The organism is Pseudarthrobacter sp. GA104 (assembly GCF_009741265.1).
Classification (GTDB): Bacteria; Actinomycetota; Actinomycetes; order Actinomycetales; family Micrococcaceae; genus Arthrobacter.
This window is the reverse complement of record NZ_WOWL01000001.1, coordinates 519,352-538,074: the sequence shown is the minus strand read 5'-3', so window position 1 is coordinate 538,074 and position 18,723 is coordinate 519,352. Positions and strand designations below refer to the sequence as shown.

The 18,723-nt window shown below is 66.2% G+C and carries 16 protein-coding genes; 10 read left to right on the top strand and 6 right to left on the bottom strand.

Features of this window, described 5'->3' with window-relative positions; genetic code table 11:
- The first annotated feature begins 1 nt into the window (after nt 1).
- From recN to GK109_RS02390, 5 genes are all read left to right on the top strand, one after another.
- Nucleotides 2–1,741 carry a DNA repair protein RecN gene (gene recN, locus GK109_RS02410; protein ID WP_157238543.1) on the top strand — a complete coding sequence of 580 codons (1,740 nt, stop codon included), beginning with the start codon at nt 2–4 and terminating at the stop codon, nt 1,739–1,741.
- A gap of 114 nt (nt 1,742–1,855) precedes the next feature.
- Nucleotides 1,856–3,625: a CTP synthase gene (locus tag GK109_RS02405; protein WP_157242551.1), complete on the top strand. Its 1,770-nt coding sequence runs from the start codon at nt 1,856–1,858 to the stop codon at nt 3,623–3,625.
- A 24-nt stretch (nt 3,626–3,649) separates the two neighbouring features.
- A complete protein-coding gene (locus tag GK109_RS02400; protein WP_157238542.1) occupies nt 3,650–4,312 on the top strand; it encodes an NUDIX hydrolase in 663 nt (220 codons plus the stop codon).
- The gene (gene xerD, locus GK109_RS02395) at nt 4,312–5,334 is read left to right on the top strand and encodes a site-specific tyrosine recombinase XerD (RefSeq protein ID WP_157238541.1); all 1,023 of its coding nucleotides are present in this window, start codon (nt 4,312–4,314) and stop codon (nt 5,332–5,334) included. The genes GK109_RS02400 and xerD overlap by 1 nt, the downstream gene beginning before the upstream one ends.
- Nucleotides 5,335–5,336: 2 nt before the next feature.
- Complete coding sequence (locus GK109_RS02390; protein ID WP_157238540.1) at nt 5,337–5,819, top strand: 8-oxo-dGTP diphosphatase; 483 nt, start codon at nt 5,337–5,339, stop codon at nt 5,817–5,819.
- A gap of 75 nt (nt 5,820–5,894) precedes the next feature.
- Here the strand turns inward: GK109_RS02390 and GK109_RS02385 are convergent, their stop codons facing one another.
- The 4 genes from GK109_RS02385 to GK109_RS02370 form a co-directional block, all read right to left on the bottom strand.
- Nucleotides 5,895–7,034, bottom strand: a complete 1,140-nt coding sequence (locus tag GK109_RS02385; protein ID WP_157238539.1) for a bifunctional 2-methylcitrate synthase/citrate synthase — start codon at nt 7,032–7,034, stop codon at nt 5,895–5,897.
- A 61-nt stretch (nt 7,035–7,095) separates the two neighbouring features.
- Nucleotides 7,096–8,001, bottom strand: a complete 906-nt coding sequence (gene prpB / locus GK109_RS02380; protein WP_157238538.1) for a methylisocitrate lyase — start codon at nt 7,999–8,001, stop codon at nt 7,096–7,098.
- Complete coding sequence (locus GK109_RS02375) at nt 8,001–9,521, bottom strand: MmgE/PrpD family protein (protein WP_157238537.1); 1,521 nt, start codon at nt 9,519–9,521, stop codon at nt 8,001–8,003. Before GK109_RS02375 ends, prpB begins: the two co-directional genes overlap by 1 nt.
- Entirely contained in the window at nt 9,514–10,173 is a 660-nt protein-coding gene (locus GK109_RS02370; RefSeq protein WP_157238536.1) for a GntR family transcriptional regulator, read from the bottom strand. The genes GK109_RS02375 and GK109_RS02370 overlap by 8 nt, the downstream gene beginning before the upstream one ends.
- Before the next feature lie 174 nt (nt 10,174–10,347).
- On the opposite strand from GK109_RS02370, the gene GK109_RS02365 reads away from it, so the two are divergent.
- Nucleotides 10,348–12,240: an AMP-binding protein gene (locus GK109_RS02365; RefSeq protein WP_157238535.1), complete on the top strand. Its 1,893-nt coding sequence runs from the start codon at nt 10,348–10,350 to the stop codon at nt 12,238–12,240.
- Between the two features lie 14 nt (nt 12,241–12,254).
- On the opposite strand, the gene GK109_RS02360 is transcribed toward GK109_RS02365, so the two are convergent.
- Together GK109_RS02360 and GK109_RS02355 are read right to left on the bottom strand one after the other, a co-directional pair.
- Entirely contained in the window at nt 12,255–12,968 is a 714-nt protein-coding gene (locus GK109_RS02360; protein WP_323057404.1) for a response regulator, read from the bottom strand.
- Nucleotides 12,965–14,599: an ATP-binding protein gene (locus GK109_RS02355; RefSeq protein WP_157238534.1), complete on the bottom strand. Its 1,635-nt coding sequence runs from the start codon at nt 14,597–14,599 to the stop codon at nt 12,965–12,967. Before GK109_RS02355 ends, GK109_RS02360 begins: the two co-directional genes overlap by 4 nt.
- Before the next feature lie 152 nt (nt 14,600–14,751).
- On the opposite strand from GK109_RS02355, the gene GK109_RS02350 reads away from it, so the two are divergent.
- The 4 genes from GK109_RS02350 (at nt 14,752) to GK109_RS02335 (ending at nt 18,706) form a co-directional block, all read left to right on the top strand.
- A complete protein-coding gene (locus GK109_RS02350; RefSeq protein ID WP_157238533.1) occupies nt 14,752–16,101 on the top strand; it encodes a cation:dicarboxylate symporter family transporter in 1,350 nt (449 codons plus the stop codon).
- 226 nt (nt 16,102–16,327) lie between these two features.
- Nucleotides 16,328–17,227, top strand: a complete 900-nt coding sequence (locus GK109_RS02345; protein ID WP_013600617.1) for a ParA family protein — start codon at nt 16,328–16,330, stop codon at nt 17,225–17,227.
- 7 nt (nt 17,228–17,234) lie between these two features.
- A complete protein-coding gene (locus GK109_RS02340) occupies nt 17,235–18,047 on the top strand; it encodes a ScpA family protein (RefSeq protein ID WP_370460343.1) in 813 nt (270 codons plus the stop codon).
- Between the two features lie 20 nt (nt 18,048–18,067).
- On the top strand, nt 18,068–18,706 hold the full coding sequence (locus GK109_RS02335) for an SMC-Scp complex subunit ScpB (protein WP_157242548.1): 639 nt from the start codon (nt 18,068–18,070) through the stop codon (nt 18,704–18,706).
- The last annotated feature ends 17 nt before the right edge of the window (nt 18,707–18,723 follow it).

The window sequence follows — 18,723 nt, the reverse complement described above, 5'->3', positions numbered from 1 at the left end:
CATGCTTGAAGAACTGAGAATCCGCGATCTGGGCGTCATTGCTGACGCAACGCTGCCGCTGGGGCCGGGCCTGAGCGTGGTGACCGGTGAGACGGGTGCGGGCAAGACCATGGTGGTCACCGCCGTCGGGCTCCTGCTGGGTGCCCGCTCCGACGCCGGGGCGGTGCGGAGCGGTGCCAAGAGTGCCACCGCCGAGGCAGTGCTCAAGCTCGACGCCGGCCATCCCGCCATAGCCAGGGCTTTGGAGGCGGGTGCCGAGACGGAGGAGTTCGACGGCGGCGCGGAGCTGATCCTTGCCCGTCGCCTTGGTTCCGACGGCCGCAGCCGTGCCTTCCTGGGCGGCAGGGCGGCGCCGGTGGGTGTCCTTGCCGAAATCGGCGAGACCCTGGTGGTGGTCCACGGCCAGTCGGACCAGATCCGGCTCAAGGGAGCCGCCGCCCAGCGAGGCGCCCTGGACAAGTTCGCCGGTGAATCGCTGGCCGGTCCGCTGGCCGCCTACCAGGACCTCTACAACCACTGGAAGTCCAGCCAGGCGGAGCTGGACAGCCTCCGCACTGCCGCCCGCGACAGGCTGCGTGAGGCCGAGTCCCTGGAGTCCGCCCTGGCTGAGATTGATGAGGTGGATCCGCAGCCGGGGGAGGACGAGCTGCTCAAGGCCGAGGCCGTAAAGCTCGCCAACGTGGAGGAGCTCCGCATCGCAGCGAGCACCGCCCACCAGGCACTTATCGCTGAGGACTTCGGCGAAGCGGGGGACGCCACCACCCTGGTTGATGCCGCCAAGCGGACGCTGGAGCATGTGGCAGAACACGACGCCGAGCTCGGCTCAGCGGCTGCGCGGCTGGCTGAGGTGGGCTTCCTGCTCAACGACATCGCCACGGAGCTGGCCAGCTACCAGGCTGGCCTGGACACGGAGGGGCCGGAACGGCTCGCGGAAATTGAGGACCGGCGGGCCGCCCTGGCCAAACTGGTCCGCAAATATGCACCGACCATTGACGAGGTGCTCGTCTGGGCGGAGAACGCCCGCGTCCGCTACGACGAACTGCAGGACGACTCAACCCGGATCGAAACCCTGGACGCCGAAGTGGTGAAGGCTGAGGCGGACCTGAAGAAGCAGGCCGCCGCAATCAGCAAGATCAGGGCCAAGGCCGCCAAGGACCTTTCGGCCCGGGTAAGCGCCGAGCTAAAGGCGCTGGCCATGGCCGATGCCACCCTCGTCATCACCATCGCCCCCGCCGGCCAGCTAACCCCATATGGCACGGACGAGATCAGCTTCCTGTTGCAGCCCCACTCCGGTGCGGCCGCCCGGCCGTTGGGCAAGGGCGCGTCCGGCGGTGAACTCTCGCGCGTCATGCTCGCCATTGAGGTGGTGCTGGCTGCCGTGGACCCCGTTCCCACTTTCGTCTTCGACGAGGTGGACGCCGGCGTGGGCGGACGTGCCGCCGTCGAGATCGGCCGCAGGCTGGCCATGCTGGCCCGCCACGTCCAGGTGCTGGTGGTCACGCACCTTCCGCAGGTGGCCGCCTTCGCGGACCAGCACATCACGGTCACCAAAACCTCCGTCCGGGGAGCCGACGGCAAAACAGCCACGGGGTTCACCTCAAGTGATGTCCGCCTCCTTGACGGTTCCGAACGGGTCCGTGAACTGGCGCGCATGCTGGCCGGCCAGGAGGATTCGGAGTCGGCGCAAGCCCACGCCCGGGAACTGCTGGACGACGCGAAACTGCTGCCGCAGCGGGCCTGAAACCCGGCCTTGCCGGGGTGCCGGCCACCGGTCACCCCTTGCTCCCGGGGCGGCCAGACCGGCAGACTTGGGCATTTGGGAAGCACTCCCAGCGATCCGTGGAAGGCTCAAATGATGATAGGCTCGAATTCCGTGGTGCAGCGATCAAATTCCCGTGTAAATTCCCGGTTCCCGGGCTCGTCCAAGACGACCAAACACATCTTCGTAACCGGTGGTGTGGCGTCCTCGCTCGGTAAGGGACTGACGGCATCAAGCCTCGGTCACCTGTTGCGTGCGCGTGGCCTGTCTGTAACTATGCAGAAGCTGGATCCCTACCTGAACGTGGATCCGGGCACCATGAACCCCTTCCAGCACGGCGAAGTCTTCGTCACCGACGACGGCGCCGAAACGGACCTGGACATCGGACACTACGAGCGCTTCCTGGACGAAAACCTGGAAGGTTCGGCGAACGTAACCACGGGGCAGGTGTACTCCACGGTCATCGCCAAGGAACGCCGCGGCGAGTACCTCGGGGACACCGTCCAGGTCATCCCGCACATCACGGATGAGATCAAGCGCCGGATGCGCCTGCCCGCCGAGGGCAAGAACGCCCCGGACGTCATCATCACCGAAATCGGCGGCACGGTGGGGGACATCGAATCCCAGCCGTTCCTCGAATCGGCCCGCCAGGTGCGCCAGGACATCGGCCGCACCAACGTGTTCTTCCTCCACGTCTCGCTGGTCCCGTACATCGGGCCGTCCCAGGAGCTGAAGACCAAGCCCACCCAGCACTCCGTCGCAGCCCTGCGGTCCATCGGCATCCAGCCTGAGGCGATCGTTATCCGCTCGGACCGCGAGGTGCCCGACGCGATGCGGGAAAAGATCGGCCGGATGTGCGATGTCGACATCGACGCCGTGGTGAACGCCGCCGATGCCCCCAGCATCTACGACATCCCCAAGACCCTCCACACGCAGGGCCTGGACTCGTACATCGTGCGCGCCCTGGACCTGCCGTTCAAGGACGTGGACTGGACCAGCTGGGACAAGCTGCTCGAAGCCGTGCACAACCCCAAGCACGAGGTTGAGATCGCGCTGGTGGGCAAGTACATCGACCTGCCCGACGCCTACCTGTCAGTGACAGAGGCCCTGCGTGCCGGCGGCTTCGCCAACGACACCAAGGTCAAGATCCGCTGGGTCCCCTCGGACGAATGCGAAACCCGCGAGGGCGCTATTAAGGCGCTCGACGGCGTCGACGCCATTTGCGTTCCCGGCGGCTTCGGCATCCGCGGACTTGAAGGCAAGCTCGGCGCCCTGAAGTTCGCCCGCGAAACCAAGCTGCCCGTCCTGGGACTGTGCCTGGGCCTGCAGTGCATGGTGATCGAATACGCCCGCAACGTGGTGGGGCTGGAAGGTGCGTCTTCCAGCGAGTTCGAGCCTGATTCCAAGTACCCGGTCATCGCCACCATGGAAGAGCAGCTGGAGTTCGTCGAGGGTCGCGGCGACCTCGGCGGTACCATGCGCCTGGGCCTTTACGAAGCCAAGCTCGACGCCGGATCCGTCATCGCCGAAACCTACGGCAAGACCACCGTCAGCGAACGCCACCGCCACCGCTACGAGGTCAACAACAAGTACCGCGAGCAGATCGCGGCCGCGGGCCTGGTCTTCTCCGGCACGTCACCGGACGGCAAGCTCGTGGAGTTCGTCGAACTGCCCGCTGACGTCCACCCGTACTACGTGGCCACCCAGGCGCACCCCGAGCTGAGCTCGCGCCCCACCCGGCCGCACCCGCTGTTCGCCGGCCTGGTGAAGGCCGCGCTGGACCACCAGCGGGGCTCCGACACGGCCGCCACCGTGGGGGTCGGCGCTGTCGAGGCCGAGCATTCCGGTACGGTAGCCGCTAAGTAGTTCCAACAGAAAAAGGACGGCGCGATGCCCGGCACACCTGAAAACACCCCTGCTGCAAAGCAGGTTTCGGATGCACCGAGCCCGCGCCGTCTTTTGTCTACCGAGAAGGTCTACGAGGGCCGGATCTGGGACGTGGTCAGCGACAGTTTCCAGCTGCAGGAGACCGGTGAGGCCCTGACCCGCGACTACATCGACCACCCCGGGGCAGTCGCGGTCCTGCCCATGAACGCCGACGGCGAAATCCTCCTACTCAGGCAATACCGCCACCCGGTGGGCATGGACCTCTGGGAAATCCCGGCCGGCCTGCTGGATATCGAAGGGGAGGACTTCGTGGTCGGGGCCGCCCGCGAACTGGCCGAGGAAGCGGACCTTGCCGCGGGAACGTGGAACGTCCTGGCCGACTTCTTCAATTCCCCCGGGTCCTCCAGCGAGGCCATCAGGATCTACCTTGCCCGGGACCTCATCGACATACCCCACCACGAACGCCACGAGCGGACGGATGAGGAAGCCGAGATCGAGTTCCACTGGATCAGCCTGGACGACGCCGTGGCGTCGGTGCTGGCCGGCAGGCTCCACAACCCGTCCGCCGTCGTTGGAATCCTGGCAGCGGCCGCGGCCCGCGCCGGCGGGTATGAAGGCCTCCGTCCAGCGGATGCGCCGTGGCCGGCCCACCCCAGCCAGCGCTGATGGTCCCCACTTCCTCCGCCGGGCTGGCCCCCGCAGGGCCCGCCCCGGCAACGCCGGTCCAGGATTCCGTACCACCGCCTGCCCCGCCAACCGCCGTTGACCGCGGCATCACCGACTACCTCCAGCACATGGGTGTGGAGCGCGGACTCGCGGCCAACACCCTGGCTGCCTACCGGCGGGATCTTGCCCGCTACTCCCGTTACCTTTCCGCCGCCGGCTGCCGCCGCCCGGAGGAGGTCACCCGGCGCCACGTGACGGGATTCGTCCAGGCCCTTTCTGACGGTTCCGACGGCGGCACCGCCCTGGGAGTGCGGTCCGCGGCCAGGACCGTGGTGGCAGTGCGAGGGCTCCACAAGTTCTGGGCCCTGGAGGGGCATACCCCCTCCGACCCTGCCAGTGAGGTCCACCCGCCGATGCCCGGGAAACGGCTGCCCAAGGCCATCAGCGTCGACGAGGTGACCAGGATCCTTGAGGCGGCGGGAACGGACACGGCAACGGGGCTGCGCGACCGGGCCCTCCTTGAGTTCCTGTATTCCACCGGGGCGCGGATCAGTGAGGCCGTGGGCCTGGACGTTGACGACATTTCCTTGGCGGAGGCCGAATCGGGCCCGGCCATCGTGCGGCTCTTCGGCAAGGGGTCCAAGGAACGGCTGGTACCCCTCGGCTCGTACGGCGCCCGGGCACTGGACGCCTACCTGGTGCGCGGACGTCCCCTGCTGGCGGCCAAGGGAAAGGGCACGCCCGCACTGTTCCTGAACGCCCGCGGCGGCCGCATCAGCCGCCAGAGTGCCTGGACCATCCTCAAGGCAGCAGCCGAAAAGGCGAACATCACCAAGGACGTCTCCCCGCACACCCTCCGGCACTCCTTCGCCACCCACCTGCTCGAAGGCGGCGCCGACGTCCGCGTGGTCCAGGAACTCCTGGGCCATGCCTCGGTGACCACCACCCAGGTGTATACCCTTGTCACTGCCGATACCCTGCGGGAGATCTACGCTGCCGCGCACCCCCGGGCGCTGGGCTGAGCATGGCGGCCGCTGCAGTGGCACTGTGTTTCCTGCTCCAAGAGGTGGACGGCGTTTCCCAGGTCCTGCTGGGGCTGAAGAAGACCGGCTTCGGGCGCGGAAAGATTGTCGGCATCGGCGGGCACGTCGAAGTGGGGGAGACCGAAGCGGAAGCAGTGATCCGCGAGGTGCGGGAGGAAACCGACGTCGGGCTCCGGCACGAGGACCTTCGGGATGCCGGGGTGGTGCGCTTCGTGTTCCCTGCCAAGCCGGAGTGGGACATGGACACCCGTCTGTTCACCGCTGTCCGCTGGGAAGGCGAACCCACCGAAAGCACCGAGATCGCTCCCGCCTGGTTCGATACCGCCGCGCTGCCCGTTGACCGGATGTGGCAGGATGCGGACCACTGGCTGCCGGTGGTGCTGGAGGGAGGCAGCGTCAACATCGTGGTGACCATGGACAACGACAACGAGGCCGTCGCCTCCTCGGAAAGCCTGCTGCCTTAAGCCGTTAGACGCCGACGGCGGGCCGGGCACCGCAGCGCCCTCCCGCCGTCGTCGTGGTTTCCGCAGCAGCGGCGCCTACGGCAGGTGCCGCTCCTCGGGGCCGTTGTACTCGCTCAGCGGCCGGATCAGCGAGTTGGAGTCCAACTGCTCCATGATGTGCGCCGTCCAGCCCGTGATGCGGCTGGCAACGAACAGGGGAGTGAACGTTGCGGTGTCGAAGCCCATCAGGTGGTAGGTGGGCCCTGCCGGGTAGTCGAGGTTGGGCTTGATGGCCTTGGCTTCGTCCATGGCGGTTTCAAGCCCCTGGTACAGGCCCAGGATCTCGGGCCGCCCGTAGTGGGCGATCATCTTATCCAGCGCAGCCTTCATGGTGGGCACCCTGGAGTCGCCGTGCTTGTACACGCGGTGGCCGAAGCCCATCACTTTCCTCTTCTGGGCGAGCGCATTCTCCATCCACGCCTTGGCCCGGGCTGCTGCCTCCTCAAGGGACTCCTCGGGCCGGATCCCGATCTCGTCGAAGGTATGCATGACGGCCTCGTTGGCTCCGCCGTGCAGTGGTCCCTTCAGCGCACCGATGGCTCCGGTGACCGCCGAGTGCAGGTCCGAGAGGGTGGACGTGATGACCCGTGCCGTGAACGTCGAGGCGTTAAAGCTGTGCTCGGCGTACAGGATCATGGAAACGTTGAAGGCCTCCACCACCTCCGGTACCTGCTCCTCGCCAAACGCCATCCAGAGGAAATTGGCCGAGTAGCCAAGGTCGTCGCGGGGTTCCACCACGGACTGCCCGTGCCTGCGGCGCTGGTCGTACGCCACCACGGCCGGCATGGCGGCGAAGAGGTCCACCGCTTTGGCCATGTTGGCCTCCCGCGACGAGTCTTCCGCCAGCGGATGCCTGGCCCCCATCACCGACGCGGCTGTCCGGCAGACATCCATGGGGTGCGAGCTGGTGGGCAGGGTATCGACCACCTGCTTGACCACCGGGTCCAGGGCGCGCCCGGCCCGCTCCCGGGCAGTGAATTCAGCTAGCTGGTCCTGGCTGGGCAGTTCCCCGTTCCAGAGCAGGTACGCAACTTCCTCGAAGCTGCACCGGGAGGCGAGCTCCTGGACCGGGTAGCCGCGGTACAGCAGTGAGTTGGTGTCCGGGTTGACCTTCGAAACGGATGTGTAATCCACTACGACGCCGGCGAGACCTTTTTTGATGTCCTGTTCAGCCATGCTGAAACTCCCTTGTTCCTGTCGCCTTTCGGATGCCGGCCGCGGCCGGCGGTGGTGGTTTTTAGTGCTTCCCGGGGACCTGGAAATTGAAGACCCCGGTGTCGAAGCGGTTGTAGGCCTCGTAGTCAACGAGGTCGTACAGCCGCGCACGGGTCAGCATGCTGCCCACCTGTGCCTCCTGTGTTCCCTCAGCCTTAATCGAGTCCAGCGTACGCTCAGCAGCGCCCATGGCACTACGGAGCAGGGTCACCGGATAAATCACCATGTTCACGCCCACCCCGGCGAGCTGGTCCACGGTGAAGAGTTCGCTCTTTCCGAACTCCGTCATGTTCGCCAGGATTGGCACGTCCACGGCGTCGCGGATGGCCTGGAACTCGTCCAGGGTGGCCATCGCTTCGGGGAAAATGGCGTCCGCACCGGCATCCACGAGGGCGCGGGCCCGGTCCTGGGCCGCTGCGAGTCCGTCGGTGGCGCGGATGTCGGTGCGGGCCATGATGAGGAAGTTCGGGTCGCGGCGTGCATCGGCCGCGGCGCGGATGCGCTTGGTGGCAGTCTCAAGGTCCACCACGTTCTTGCCGTCGAGGTGGCCGCAGCGCTTGGGGTTGAACTGGTCCTCGATGTGCAGCCCGGCCAGCCCGGCATTCTCGATTTCCTGGACGGTGCGGGCCACGTTCATGGGTTCACCGAAGCCGGTGTCCGCATCCACGATGGCGGGCAGGTCCGTCATGCGGGCGATCTGTCCGGCGCGGGTGGCGACTTCGGTGAGGGTGGTCAGGCCGATGTCCGGCAGGCCGAGGTCGTTGGCCAGCACGGCGCCGGAGATGTAGACGCCGGCGAAGCCCTTCTCCTCGATCAGCCGTGCCGAGAGCGGGTTGAAGGCGCCCGGGAACTGCTGGATGGTCCCGGAGGCCAGGAGTTCCCGGAACCGGATCCGCTTCTGCTCCGGAGTGGTCTTGGAGTACAGCATCAGAACAGGCCCTTCGGTGCCGCGCCCAGGTCGATGACCCCCGGCGCCGCAGTGATGTTCAGTTGGTCCAGTTCGCCGGCGGCGAGTTCCGGGAGGCGTTCGACGGCGGCGAGGAACCTTTCGATTTCCGCTTCCTCCACCAGTCCGGCGGCGAGGGTGCGGAACTTGTTGACGTACTGCTCCCGGCCGAAGGGGCGCGCGCCGAGCGGATGGGCGTCGGCCACGGCGATCTCGTCCGTGATGACTGTGCCGTCCGCCAGGATGATCTCCACGGAACCGCCGAAGGCCTTCTCGGCAATGTCCAGCGAATGGTAGCGCCGCGTCCACTCAGGATCTTCCTCTGTGCTCACCTTCTGCCACAGGTCCACCGTGTCCGGGCGTGCGGCGCGTTCGGGGGCGTAGGAGTCCACGTGGTGCCACGCGCCGTCCTGCAGTGCCACCGTGAAAATGTAGGGGATGGAGTGGTCCAGGGTTTCCCGGCTGGCCTTGGGATCGTACTTCTGCGGATCGTTGGCGCCGGAGCCGATCACATAGTGCGTGTGGTGGCTCGTTTTGATCAGCACGGACTTCACGTTCGCGGGGTCGGTGGCCTCGGGGTGCTCACGGTTCAGCTTCCGCGCGAGGTCGATCCAGGCCTGGGCCTGGTACTCGGCGGAATGTTCCTTGGTGTACGTGTCCAGGATCGCGCGCTTGGCCTCCCCGGCTTCCGGCAGCGGGACCATGTAGGAAGCGTCCGGGCCGTCCAGCATCCAGGCGATCACCCCGTCCTCGCCTTCATAGATCGGCACGGGCGAGGTCTGGCCCCGCATGGCACGGTCCGCGGCCTCCACGGCCATCTTCCCTGCGAACGCCGGAGCGTGCGCCTTCCAGGTGGAGATTTCGCCCTTGCGCGACTGCCGCGTGGCGGTGGTGGTGTGCAGTGCCTGTCCCACGGACTGGAAGATGGTCTCGACGTCGAGCCCCAGGAGCGTGCCGATGCCCGCCGCAGCCGACGGGCCGAGATGGGCCACGTGGTCGATCTTGTGCTTGTGCAGGCAGATGGCCTTGACCAGGTTCACCTGGATCTCGTACCCGGTGGCGATGCCCCTCACCAGGTCGTGTCCGCTGGCCCCGGTGTGCTGGGCAACCGCAAGGATCGGCGGGATGTTGTCGCCAGGGTGCGAATAGTCGGCCGCCAGGAAGGTGTCGTGGTAGTCCAGTTCGCGCACCGCCACCCCGTTGGCCCATGCCGCCCATTCGGGGGAAACGCGCTCGCCGATACCGAAGACCTTGGCCCCCTGGCCCCCGGTGCTGGGAGCATGCGCCAGCGACTGGGCCCGGGCCGCCACGATGGGGCTGCGGTTCAAGGACGCGATGGCAACCGAAGCGTTGTCGATCACCCGGTTGATCACCATGTCTGTGACCTCGTCAGTGACCGGGACGGGATCGGTGGCTACCTTGGCGATCTTGTAGGCGAGCTGCTCCTCGCGGGGCAGGTTTTCCTCGCTCTTGTAAACGCGGACGTGGTGTTCCTTAACCATGGTGCTCCTTGTCGTGGGGCGTGTGCGTGTTTTTGACGTGTGAAAGGCTTCTGTGCAGGTGGAGCGTGGTGGCTGCCTCGGCCAGCCGGGGGTTTCCGGCGGCGATGGCCTCGGCGATGGCCGCGTGCTCGGCTGCAGCGGCAGTGAGCCGGTGCGCGTCGTCGGCGGCAAGCCTGCGGACCCGGACCAGGTGCACACGCAGGCCGCGCATGGCCTGGGCCAGGTAGGAGTTGGAAGCAGCAGCATCGATGGCCGCATCGAGGCGCCCCGCGAGCTCGTAATAAGCGTGCCGGCCCGGGTCGCTGCCATCGATGAGGGCGGGCGCTTCGAGGAATTCCTTCTGCAACTGCACGAACACGGCAGAGTCGCCGCGTTCGGCTGCGAGCGCTGCTGCTTTGCACTCCAGGGTTTCGCGGAGCTCGAAAAGTTCGTCGATGTCGTCGAGTGAAACGTCGGTGACGACGACGCCGCGGCTGCCGGCCGTCGTCGTCAGCCCTTCCGCCGTGAGACGGCTCAGCGCCTCCCGGAGGGGCGTGCGCGAGACGCCTAGGCGTTCCGACTGTTCCACCTCTGCCAGCACCGTGCCCGGCAGGAGGCGCCACTCGGTGATGTCATCGCGCAGCGCTTCGTAGGCCCTGTCGCTGGCGCGCATCGTTGCCTCCTTCGGTGGTTTGACCTTTCCAGTGTATACAGAACCCGGACAAAAACCAGCCCCTGGACGCAACTGTGGCAGAAATTCGCCACGCATGTATACATTGCTCTTGTTTTCCCTCCGACGGCCGGGCTAGCATGGCGTCATCACAATGTCGTGGACGGGATGCGCTTCATGGTTACCAACAGCTATCGGGACACGTACGAACACAGCCTCAGGGAGCCGGGGGAGTTTTGGCTCAGCGCGGCCGCAAGGGTCTCCTGGTCAACGCAGCCCCGGCGCGCCCTGGACTCCAGTAAAGCGCCGCTGTACGGCTGGTTTCCCGACGGTGTCCTCAATACCTCCTACAACGCCCTGGACCGCCATGTGGAGGCCGGCCGGGGGGACCAGGATGCCCTGATCTTCGATTCGGCCATGCTCGGCATCCAGCGCCGGTTCAGCTATGCGGAACTCACCGGCCTCGTGGCGCGCTTTGCCGGGGCCCTCCGCAACCGCGGCGTGGGCAAGGGCGACCGCGTGGTGATCTACATGCCGATGATTCCCGAGGCCGCCATTGCCATGCTTGCAACTGCACGGCTTGGGGCAGTGCATTCAGTGGTGTTTGGCGGATTCGCCCCAAAGGAGCTTGCGTCCCGCATTCGGGACGCCGCCCCCGCCCTCGTGGTCACTGCCTCGGGCGGAATCGAACCGTCGCGCCGCATTGAATACCTCCCCGCCGTCGCGGACGCCCTCGCCCTGGCCGGCGTGCCGGATCTCCCCGTTATTGTCACGGCACGGGAAGGTTTCGCCGCCACGGCAGCGGAGCACGGCTGGCTGGACTGGGATGCTGAAATGGCCGCCGCCGAACCGGCCGGGCCGGTGGATGTCGCTGCTACGGATCCGCTGTACATCCTGTACACCTCGGGTACTACCGGGACGCCCAAAGGCGTGGTCCGGGACAACGGCGGACACGCCGTCGCCCTCAGTTGGACGCTGGACAACATCTACGGCATCGGTCCGGGGGACGTCATGTGGACCGCCTCGGATGTCGGCTGGGTAGTGGGGCACTCCTATATCGTCTACGGCCCTCTGCTGGCCGGCGCCACAACGGTCCTCTACGAGGGAAAACCGGTTGGAACCCCGGATGCCGGCGCTTTCTGGCGCGTGGTCCAGGACCACGGCGTCAACGTCCTGTTCACGGCGCCCACGGCACTGCGGGCCATCCGGAAGGCGGACCCGGAAGCAACCCTGCTGGGCGCCTACGACATTTCCAGCCTGCGTACCCTCTTCACGGCAGGGGAGCGGCTGGACACGGATACGTTCCACTGGGCCTCGCGGACGGTGCGTGTTCCCGTGGTGGACCACTGGTGGCAGACGGAGACGGGCTGGGCGATCTGCGCCAATCCCCGGGGACTGGAAGAGCTGCCGATCAAACCGGGTTCGCCCAGCGTTCCCATGCCGGGGTTCAAACTCCGCATCGTGGACGGACTCGGGGAGGACTTGGGGCCCGGAAGCGAAGGCAACATTGTGCTGGACCTGCCGCTGCCGCCCGGGACGCTGGCAACGCTCTGGGGCGACGACGAACGCTACATCTCCTCCTACCTGCAGGCTTTCGAAGGCTGCTACGCCACCGGGGACTCCGGCTACCGGGACGGGGACGGCTACGTGTTCGTCATGGGGCGGACCGACGACATCATCAACGTTGCGGGGCACAGGCTGTCCACGGGCGCCATGGAACAGGTCATTGGGCAGCACCCGGCCGTGGCCGAGTGCGCGGTGATCGGCCTGGCGGATCCGCTGAAGGGCCAGCGTCCCAGCGGCTATGTTGTGCTCAAGTCCGGGGTCGACGTGCCGCAGGACGTCCTGGAAAAGGACCTGGTGGCGCTGGTGCGCCGGGATATCGGGGCCGTGGCAGACTTCAAGCACGTGACTGTGGTGGATGCCCTGCCCAAGACCCGGTCAGGAAAGATCCTCCGCAAGACCATGCGCCAGATTGCCGACGGCGGGGAATACACGGTGCCGTCCACCATCGAGGACGCCGGGGTGATAGACCAGCTCATCGGGATCCTCCGCCCCACGGCAGGGTGAGATCCCGGCGCAGTTCAGCGCCCGCTCCAGCGGTACTCGTTCTCCGGCCTGCCCGGGGTGCCGTAGCGGGCAGTCCTGGAGACCGTACCTGCATCGGCCAAATACTCCAGGTAGCGCCGCGCAGTGACACGGGACATGCCGAGGGCGTCCATGACTTCCGTGGCCGAGACGGCATCGCGCTGCTGCTTGACGAAGTCCTGCACTGAGCCCAGCGTGGAAACCGAGAGGCCCTTGGGCAGGGGGAGTTCCGACGGTGCCCGCAGGCTGGCGAAAGCCTGGTCCACTTCGCTTTGGGACGCGCCGGTTTTCCCGGATCCCGCGTCATGGCCTGCGAGCTGCTGCCGGAACTGCCGGTAGCTCTCCAGCTTGTCGGCGAAAGTCGCGAAGGTGAACGGCTTGATCAGGTACTGGACCACCCCAATGGCCACCGCGCTCCGGACGATCGCCAGTTCCCGCACTGCCGTGATGGCGATGATGTCCGCCAGGATGCCGGCCGCCCGCATGCGCCGCGCAATGTCCAGCCCGTGGAGGTCCGGGAGGTTCATGTCCAGGAGGACCAGCTCCACCGGGTTGCCTGCGGCGGAAAATTCGCCGAGCAGGCGGAGGGCAGACTGGCCGTCAGGAGCGCTTCCGGCCAGTTCAAAGCCCGGCAACCGCCCGATGTAGGCCGCGTGTGCGGCTGATGCGATGGCCTCGTCCTCAACGATGAGGACCCGGATGTTGCTCACGGTGTGTGCTCCTTCTGCGGGGACACCGCGGCGGGAAGAAATACTTCGAACTTCGCTCCGCGCCGTCCGTTGATGGTCAGCGTACCGCCCAGGCGGTGTACTGCCTGCCGGACCAGCGCCAGCCCGATGCCCCGTCCGCCGGGTCCGGAAGGCTTGGTGCTGAAGCCGTGCCGGAAGATGTTGTCCGCTGCCTGGGAGTCCAGCACGGCGCCGGAATCGTGGACGGCGATGTCCAGCCCTTCCTCGTCCGACTCCACTGTCAGCTGCACCCGCCGCGGCGGAGGAGCGTCTGCTGCCGCGTCAATCGCGTTGTCCAGCAGGTTTCCCAGGATGGTGACCAGGTCCTGCACCGCAACTCCCGCCACACTACCGGAACCCAGCGTGGCAACGTCCAGCTGGACGCCGCGTTCGTGGGCTTCAGCCACCTTGCCCATGACCAGGGCACCCAGCACGGGCTCATCCACCGAGCTGACCATGTCGTCGGTCAGCTGCTGGCTCAGTTCCAGGTCCCGGGTGGCAAAGTCCAGGGCTTCCTGGGTCCGGCCCAGTTCCAGGAGCGAGACCATCGTGTGGAGCCTGTTGGCGTGCTCGTGGGTCTGGGCCCGGAGCGCTCCGGAGAGGGTACGCATGGTTTCAAGCTCGTTGCCCAGCGCCTCAATCTCGGTCCGGTCCCGCAGCGTGGCCACCGTGCCGTAGACGGCTGACCTGCCGCGGTTCCCCGGAACCCCGGGCGCCTTGGCCGGTCCCTGGTTGACCACCAGGACCCGCGAGCCGGTAAGGACAATTTCGTCCTTGGCAGTCCGCCCCGACTCGAACAGCTCCCGGAGCTCCTCCTCGAGCGGCAGCTCCGCCAGTGTCGGCGGCCGGGTGGGGTCCTTGCTGCCGGACCCCTCAAGGCCCAGCAGTTCGGCCGCGTGGTCGTTGTACATCACCACGCGGCCCTTGGCATCGATGAGGATCAGCCCTTCCCGGACCGAGTGCAGGACGGACTCGTAGTATGCGAACAACTGCGAGAGCTGTTCCGGCCCCCAGCCGCGGGTGACCCGGCGAAGATACCGGCCCAGCAGCCAGGAGGCCAGCGAGCCTCCCAGCAGCAGGGCAAGGCCAATCGCCAGCAGGGCAGGCAGGCGTCCCGCGAACGCAACATCCACCGTGCGCACCGTGACACCCGCCGCCACCAGCGCCTTCACATTGCCGGCCTCATCCTTGACCGGGACAATCGTCCGCACTGACGGGCCCAGCGTCCCCGCCGTCACTTCCGTGTACTGCTCACCCCGCAAGGCGGCGTCGATCGAGCCGATGTAAGGCCGGCCGATTTCCTCCTCCCGCGGGTGCGTCCAGCGGGTCCGGTCGGGAGCCATGATGGTCACGAAGTCGACGTCGGCAGCGGACATAACGTCGCTGGCGTAGGGCTGCAGGACGGCTGAGGGGTCCGGGCCGGCAGCTGCCTCCAGCACCAGCGGGCTGGCTGCGATCGAAGCGGCGATCCCCGCCATGCGCATTCCGGCCTCGTCATAGGCGCGGTCACGGGCGTCAACGTAGGTGGCTGAACCAACGATGGCGATGAACACCACCACAATCAGCAGGTTCGCCACGAAGAGCCGGCGGGCGATACTCCAGGGGTGGATCATCCGTACCTCCCACGCACCTTCCACGACCAATATGAACGCAACGGTGAGCTGGGTCACGGCGTACCCAATGATGGATATCACACCGGAGGACGTGTTGAGCCCAGATACTGTGCCGCAGCGTCTATCAGATTATCCATACAAGGAGACACATCATGGCTTCTCAACGAGGAGAGTCGCTTGACACCGTGAAGACGCGGCGCAAGGGCATCGACAAATCGCACTACCTGTACATCGCCGTCATCGCCGCCGTGATCCTCGGCGCCGTGGTGGGCCTGATGTTCCCGGAGGTCGGCAAGTCCCTCAAGCCGCTCGGCGACGGGTTCATCAAACTCATTAAGATGATGATCGCCCCGGTCATCTTCTGCACCATCGTCCTTGGCATCGGCTCGATCGCGAAGGCTGCCACGGTGGGCAAGGTAGGCGGCCTGGCGCTGGGCTACTTCATCCTGATGTCCACGTTCGCGCTCGCCATCGGCCTGGTGGTGGGCAACCTGATCCACCCGGGTGAGGGCCTGAAGCTGGCCCCCTATGACCCTAACAAGAAGGCGGAAGTAGACAGCACCGTTGCTTTCCTCCTTGGCATCATTCCGGGAGATATTCCGGTCCTGCCCACCCTCTTTGCCGCCATCCTCGTAGGCTTCGCCCTCCAGAAGATGGGCCCGCAGGGCGCTCCCATCCTCAAGGCCATCGGCCACGGCCAGGTCCTCGTGTTCCGCATCCTGATCATGATCATGTGGCTCGCCCCCGTGGGTGCCTTCGGTGCCATCGCCGCCGTCGTGGGAGCCACCGGATTCCAGGCCATCGTCAGCATGTTCACCCTGATGGCTGCCTTCTACATCACCTGCGCACTGTTCATCGTGATCATCCTGGGCGGCCTGCTCAAGGTTGTCACCGGCGTCAACATCTTCAAGCTGATGAAGTACCTGGGCCGCGAATACCTGCTCATCTTCTCCACGTCCTCCTCTGAAGCTGCCCTGCCCCGCCTGATCGCCAAGATGGAACACCTCGGTGTCTCCAAGCCCGTTGTTGGCGTCACGGTGCCCACCGGCTACTCGTTCAACCTTGACGGCACGGCCATCTACCTGACCATGGCCTCCCTGTTCGTTGCCAACGCCATGGGCACGCCGCTGGACCTGGGCGCCCAGATCTCCCTGCTGATCTTCATGATCATTGCCTCCAAGGGTGCAGCCGGTGTCACCGGTGCCGGCCTCGCCACGCTGGCTGCCGGCCTCCAGGCCCACAAGCCCGAGCTGCTGGGCGGCGTAGGCATGATCGTGGGCATCGACCGGTTCATGTCCGAGGCCCGCGCCCTGACCAACTTCACCGGCAACGCCGTAGCCACCGTCCTGATTGGCACGTGGGTCAAGGAGATCGACGGCGTACAGGTCAACAGCGTCCTCTCCGGCGAGGAACCCTTCGACGAAGCAACCATGCTGGCCCACCACCACGGTGAAGCCGCTCCGGAGCAGGCTGAAGCCCGCCCGGTTCCGGCCAACGCCTGACCACTCCGGCCAACAGGCAACCGCCCCCGCAGCAAGCGCTGCGGGGGCGGTTCCTTGTCTGCGGAGCGGTAACCTTCGACCTCAGCTAGAGGGTCAAGGCTCAACATGGGCCGAAAGTCAAGTTCCCTCGAATGCCGTGTCGGTCGCTGTAACCTTGGGAAGAAGAAGGAACGGCGCTGGCAATCAGCGGCAGGAAATCACCGTCATCGAAAGTGTGGATAGATACGTGAGCAGCGAACAGGGTTCGGCAACTCTGGAGGGCACGGAATTTGACCTGGACAACGCGGTGATGGGGCCCACCGGGCGCCCATACCGCGAGTTTCCGGAACCCGCGCCGCTGTCCTCCCACGGTCCGGCACGGGTCATCGCCATGGTGAACCAGAAGGGCGGCGTCGGCAAGACCACCTCAACGATCAACCTCGCCGCGGCGCTGGCGGAATACGGCCGCCGCGTCCTCCTGGTCGACTTCGATCCCCAGGGTGCGCTTTCGGCGGGCCTCGGCGTGAATCCACACGAGCTGGACCTCACTGTCTACAACGTGCTGATGGACCGCAAAGTGGACATCCGCGACGCCATCCACCAGACCGGCGTTGAGAACGTCGACCTGCTGCCGGCCAACATCGACCTCTCCGCCGCCGAAGTCCAGCTCGTCAATGAAGTTGCGCGCGAGCAGGTCCTGGACCGGGCCCTCAAGAAAGTCGAGGACGACTACGACGTCGTCCTCATCGACTGCCAGCCCTCCCTCGGGCTCCTGACCGTCAACGCGCTCACCGCGGCGCACGGCGTCATCATTCCGCTGATCTGCGAGTTCTTCGCCCTCCGCGCCGTGGCGCTGCTGGTGGAAACCATCGACAAGGTGCAGGACCGCCTCAACCCGCGCCTGCAGGTGGATGGCGTCCTTGCCACCATGTACGACGCACGGACGCTGCACAGCCGCGAGGTCATCACCCGGCTGGTGGAGGCCTTCGGCGACAAGGTCTTCGAGACCGTCATCAAGCGCTCCATCAAGTTCGCGGACGCCACCGTGGCCGCCGAGCCGATCACGAGCTACGCCGGCAACCACGTGGGCGCCGACGCCTACCGCCGCCTGGCCAAAGAGCTGATCTCGCGCGGCGGCGCACCCTAGCCACGCCGTGGCCGAAACCAAGCCCGGCTTCGAGGTGCGGCTGGCCAACTTCACGGGTCCGTTCGACCTCCTGCTGGGGCTGATCGCCAAGCACCAGTTGGACATCACCGAGGTGGCCATCGCCACGGTGACCGACGAATTCATCAAGTACATCCGGAAGCTGCAGGAACTGGGCGAGGACTGGGCCCTTGACGAAGCCAGTGAATTCCTGGTGATCGCCGCGACACTGCTGGACATCAAGGCTGCCAGGCTCCTTCCCGCCGGGGAAGTGGAAGACGATGAGGACATGGCCCTGCTCGAAGCCAGGGACCTGCTCTTCGCCCGGCTGCTCCAGTACAAGGCCTTTAAGCATGTGGCCGGGCTCCTGGGCGCAACCCTGCACCAGGAAGCACGGCGTTTTCCCCGGCAGGTTGCGCTGGAGGAACACTTCGCGGCGATGCTCCCTGAACTCGTCTGGAAGCACACGCCCGAACAGTTCGCAGCCATGGCCGAAGCGGCGCTGCAACCCAAGGCGCCCAAACCCACGGAGGTCGGGCTGGCCCACCTCCACGGCGGCAATGTCAGCGTCAAGGAGCAGGCAGAGATCGTGGGGTTGCGGCTCCAGCAGGAATCGCCGCTGACTTTCCGGGCCATCATTGCGGACGCCGACTCCACCCTGGTGGTGGTGGCCAGGTTCCTGGCGCTGCTGGAGCTATTCCGGGACAAGGCAGTCTCCTTCGACCAGCTTTCGCCGCTGGCCGACCTTGCCGTCCACTGGACAGCCGGCGGCCGGCAGTGGTCGGCGGAGAACCTGAGCGAAGAATTCGAGGAGCAGCTGTGACCAAGGAAGCTACCGAAGCCATGCGCCAAGGGGAGGTGGACCTCGAAAGCCTTCCCGGCGGGGCCAAGGCTGCCATCGAGGCCGTGCTGATGGTCATCGACCAGCCGGCAACAGAGGAAGAACTGGCTGCCGGGCTTGGGCTGACCGTTGAAACGGTCAGCACCCTGCTGGCCGAACTTCAGCGCGAGTATACCGGCTATACTGTTAAAGCCCCGGATATGGAACAAGCCAGCGCCGCTGGTTTCGGCTCCAGCCCCCGGGGTTTTGAATTGCGGAACATCGCCGGTGGCTGGCGGATCTATTCCCGCGCGGAATTCGCCGACATTGTCGGCAAGTACGTGCTGGAAGGGCAAACGGCCAGGCTCACCCAGGCGGCCTTGGAAACGCTGGCGGTCATCGCGTACCGGCAGCCTGTCTCCAGGGCAAGGGTGTCCGCAATTCGGGGCGTCAATGTTGACTCTGTGGTCAGGACACTCGCCCAGCGCGGGTTGATCGAGGATTCGGGAACGGACCCGGAGTCCGGGGCCATCCTCTACCGGACCACATCGTATTTCCTGGAGCGGATGGGAATCGGCTCGGTGGCCGAGCTGCCGCAGCTGTCTCCACACCTTCCAGGGTTGGACGGCATCGCGGAGTACTACGACGCCGACGGGATCTAGGCGGGTTCGCCCGGCCT

Excerpts from the sequence above, each read along its gene's own strand:
- recN (WP_157238543.1), top strand. The coding sequence starts at position 2 with ATGCTTGAAGAACTGAGAATCCGCGATCTGGGCGTCATTGCTGACGCA.
- GK109_RS02405 (WP_157242551.1), top strand. The coding sequence starts at position 1,856 with ATGATAGGCTCGAATTCCGTGGTGCAGCGATCAAATTCCCGTGTAAAT.
- GK109_RS02400 (WP_157238542.1), top strand. The coding sequence starts at position 3,650 with ATGCCCGGCACACCTGAAAACACCCCTGCTGCAAAGCAGGTTTCGGAT.
- xerD (WP_157238541.1), top strand. The coding sequence starts at position 4,312 with ATGGTCCCCACTTCCTCCGCCGGGCTGGCCCCCGCAGGGCCCGCCCCG.
- GK109_RS02390 (WP_157238540.1), top strand. The coding sequence starts at position 5,337 with ATGGCGGCCGCTGCAGTGGCACTGTGTTTCCTGCTCCAAGAGGTGGAC.
- GK109_RS02385 (WP_157238539.1), bottom strand. The coding sequence starts at position 7,034 with ATGGCTGAACAGGACATCAAAAAAGGTCTCGCCGGCGTCGTAGTGGAT.
- prpB (WP_157238538.1), bottom strand. The coding sequence starts at position 8,001 with ATGCTGTACTCCAAGACCACTCCGGAGCAGAAGCGGATCCGGTTCCGG.
- GK109_RS02375 (WP_157238537.1), bottom strand. The coding sequence starts at position 9,521 with ATGGTTAAGGAACACCACGTCCGCGTTTACAAGAGCGAGGAAAACCTG.
- GK109_RS02370 (WP_157238536.1), bottom strand. The coding sequence starts at position 10,173 with ATGCGCGCCAGCGACAGGGCCTACGAAGCGCTGCGCGATGACATCACC.
- GK109_RS02365 (WP_157238535.1), top strand. The coding sequence starts at position 10,348 with ATGGTTACCAACAGCTATCGGGACACGTACGAACACAGCCTCAGGGAG.
- GK109_RS02355 (WP_157238534.1), bottom strand. The coding sequence starts at position 14,599 with ATGATCCACCCCTGGAGTATCGCCCGCCGGCTCTTCGTGGCGAACCTG.
- GK109_RS02350 (WP_157238533.1), top strand. The coding sequence starts at position 14,752 with ATGGCTTCTCAACGAGGAGAGTCGCTTGACACCGTGAAGACGCGGCGC.
- GK109_RS02335 (WP_157242548.1), top strand. The coding sequence starts at position 18,068 with ATGCGCCAAGGGGAGGTGGACCTCGAAAGCCTTCCCGGCGGGGCCAAG.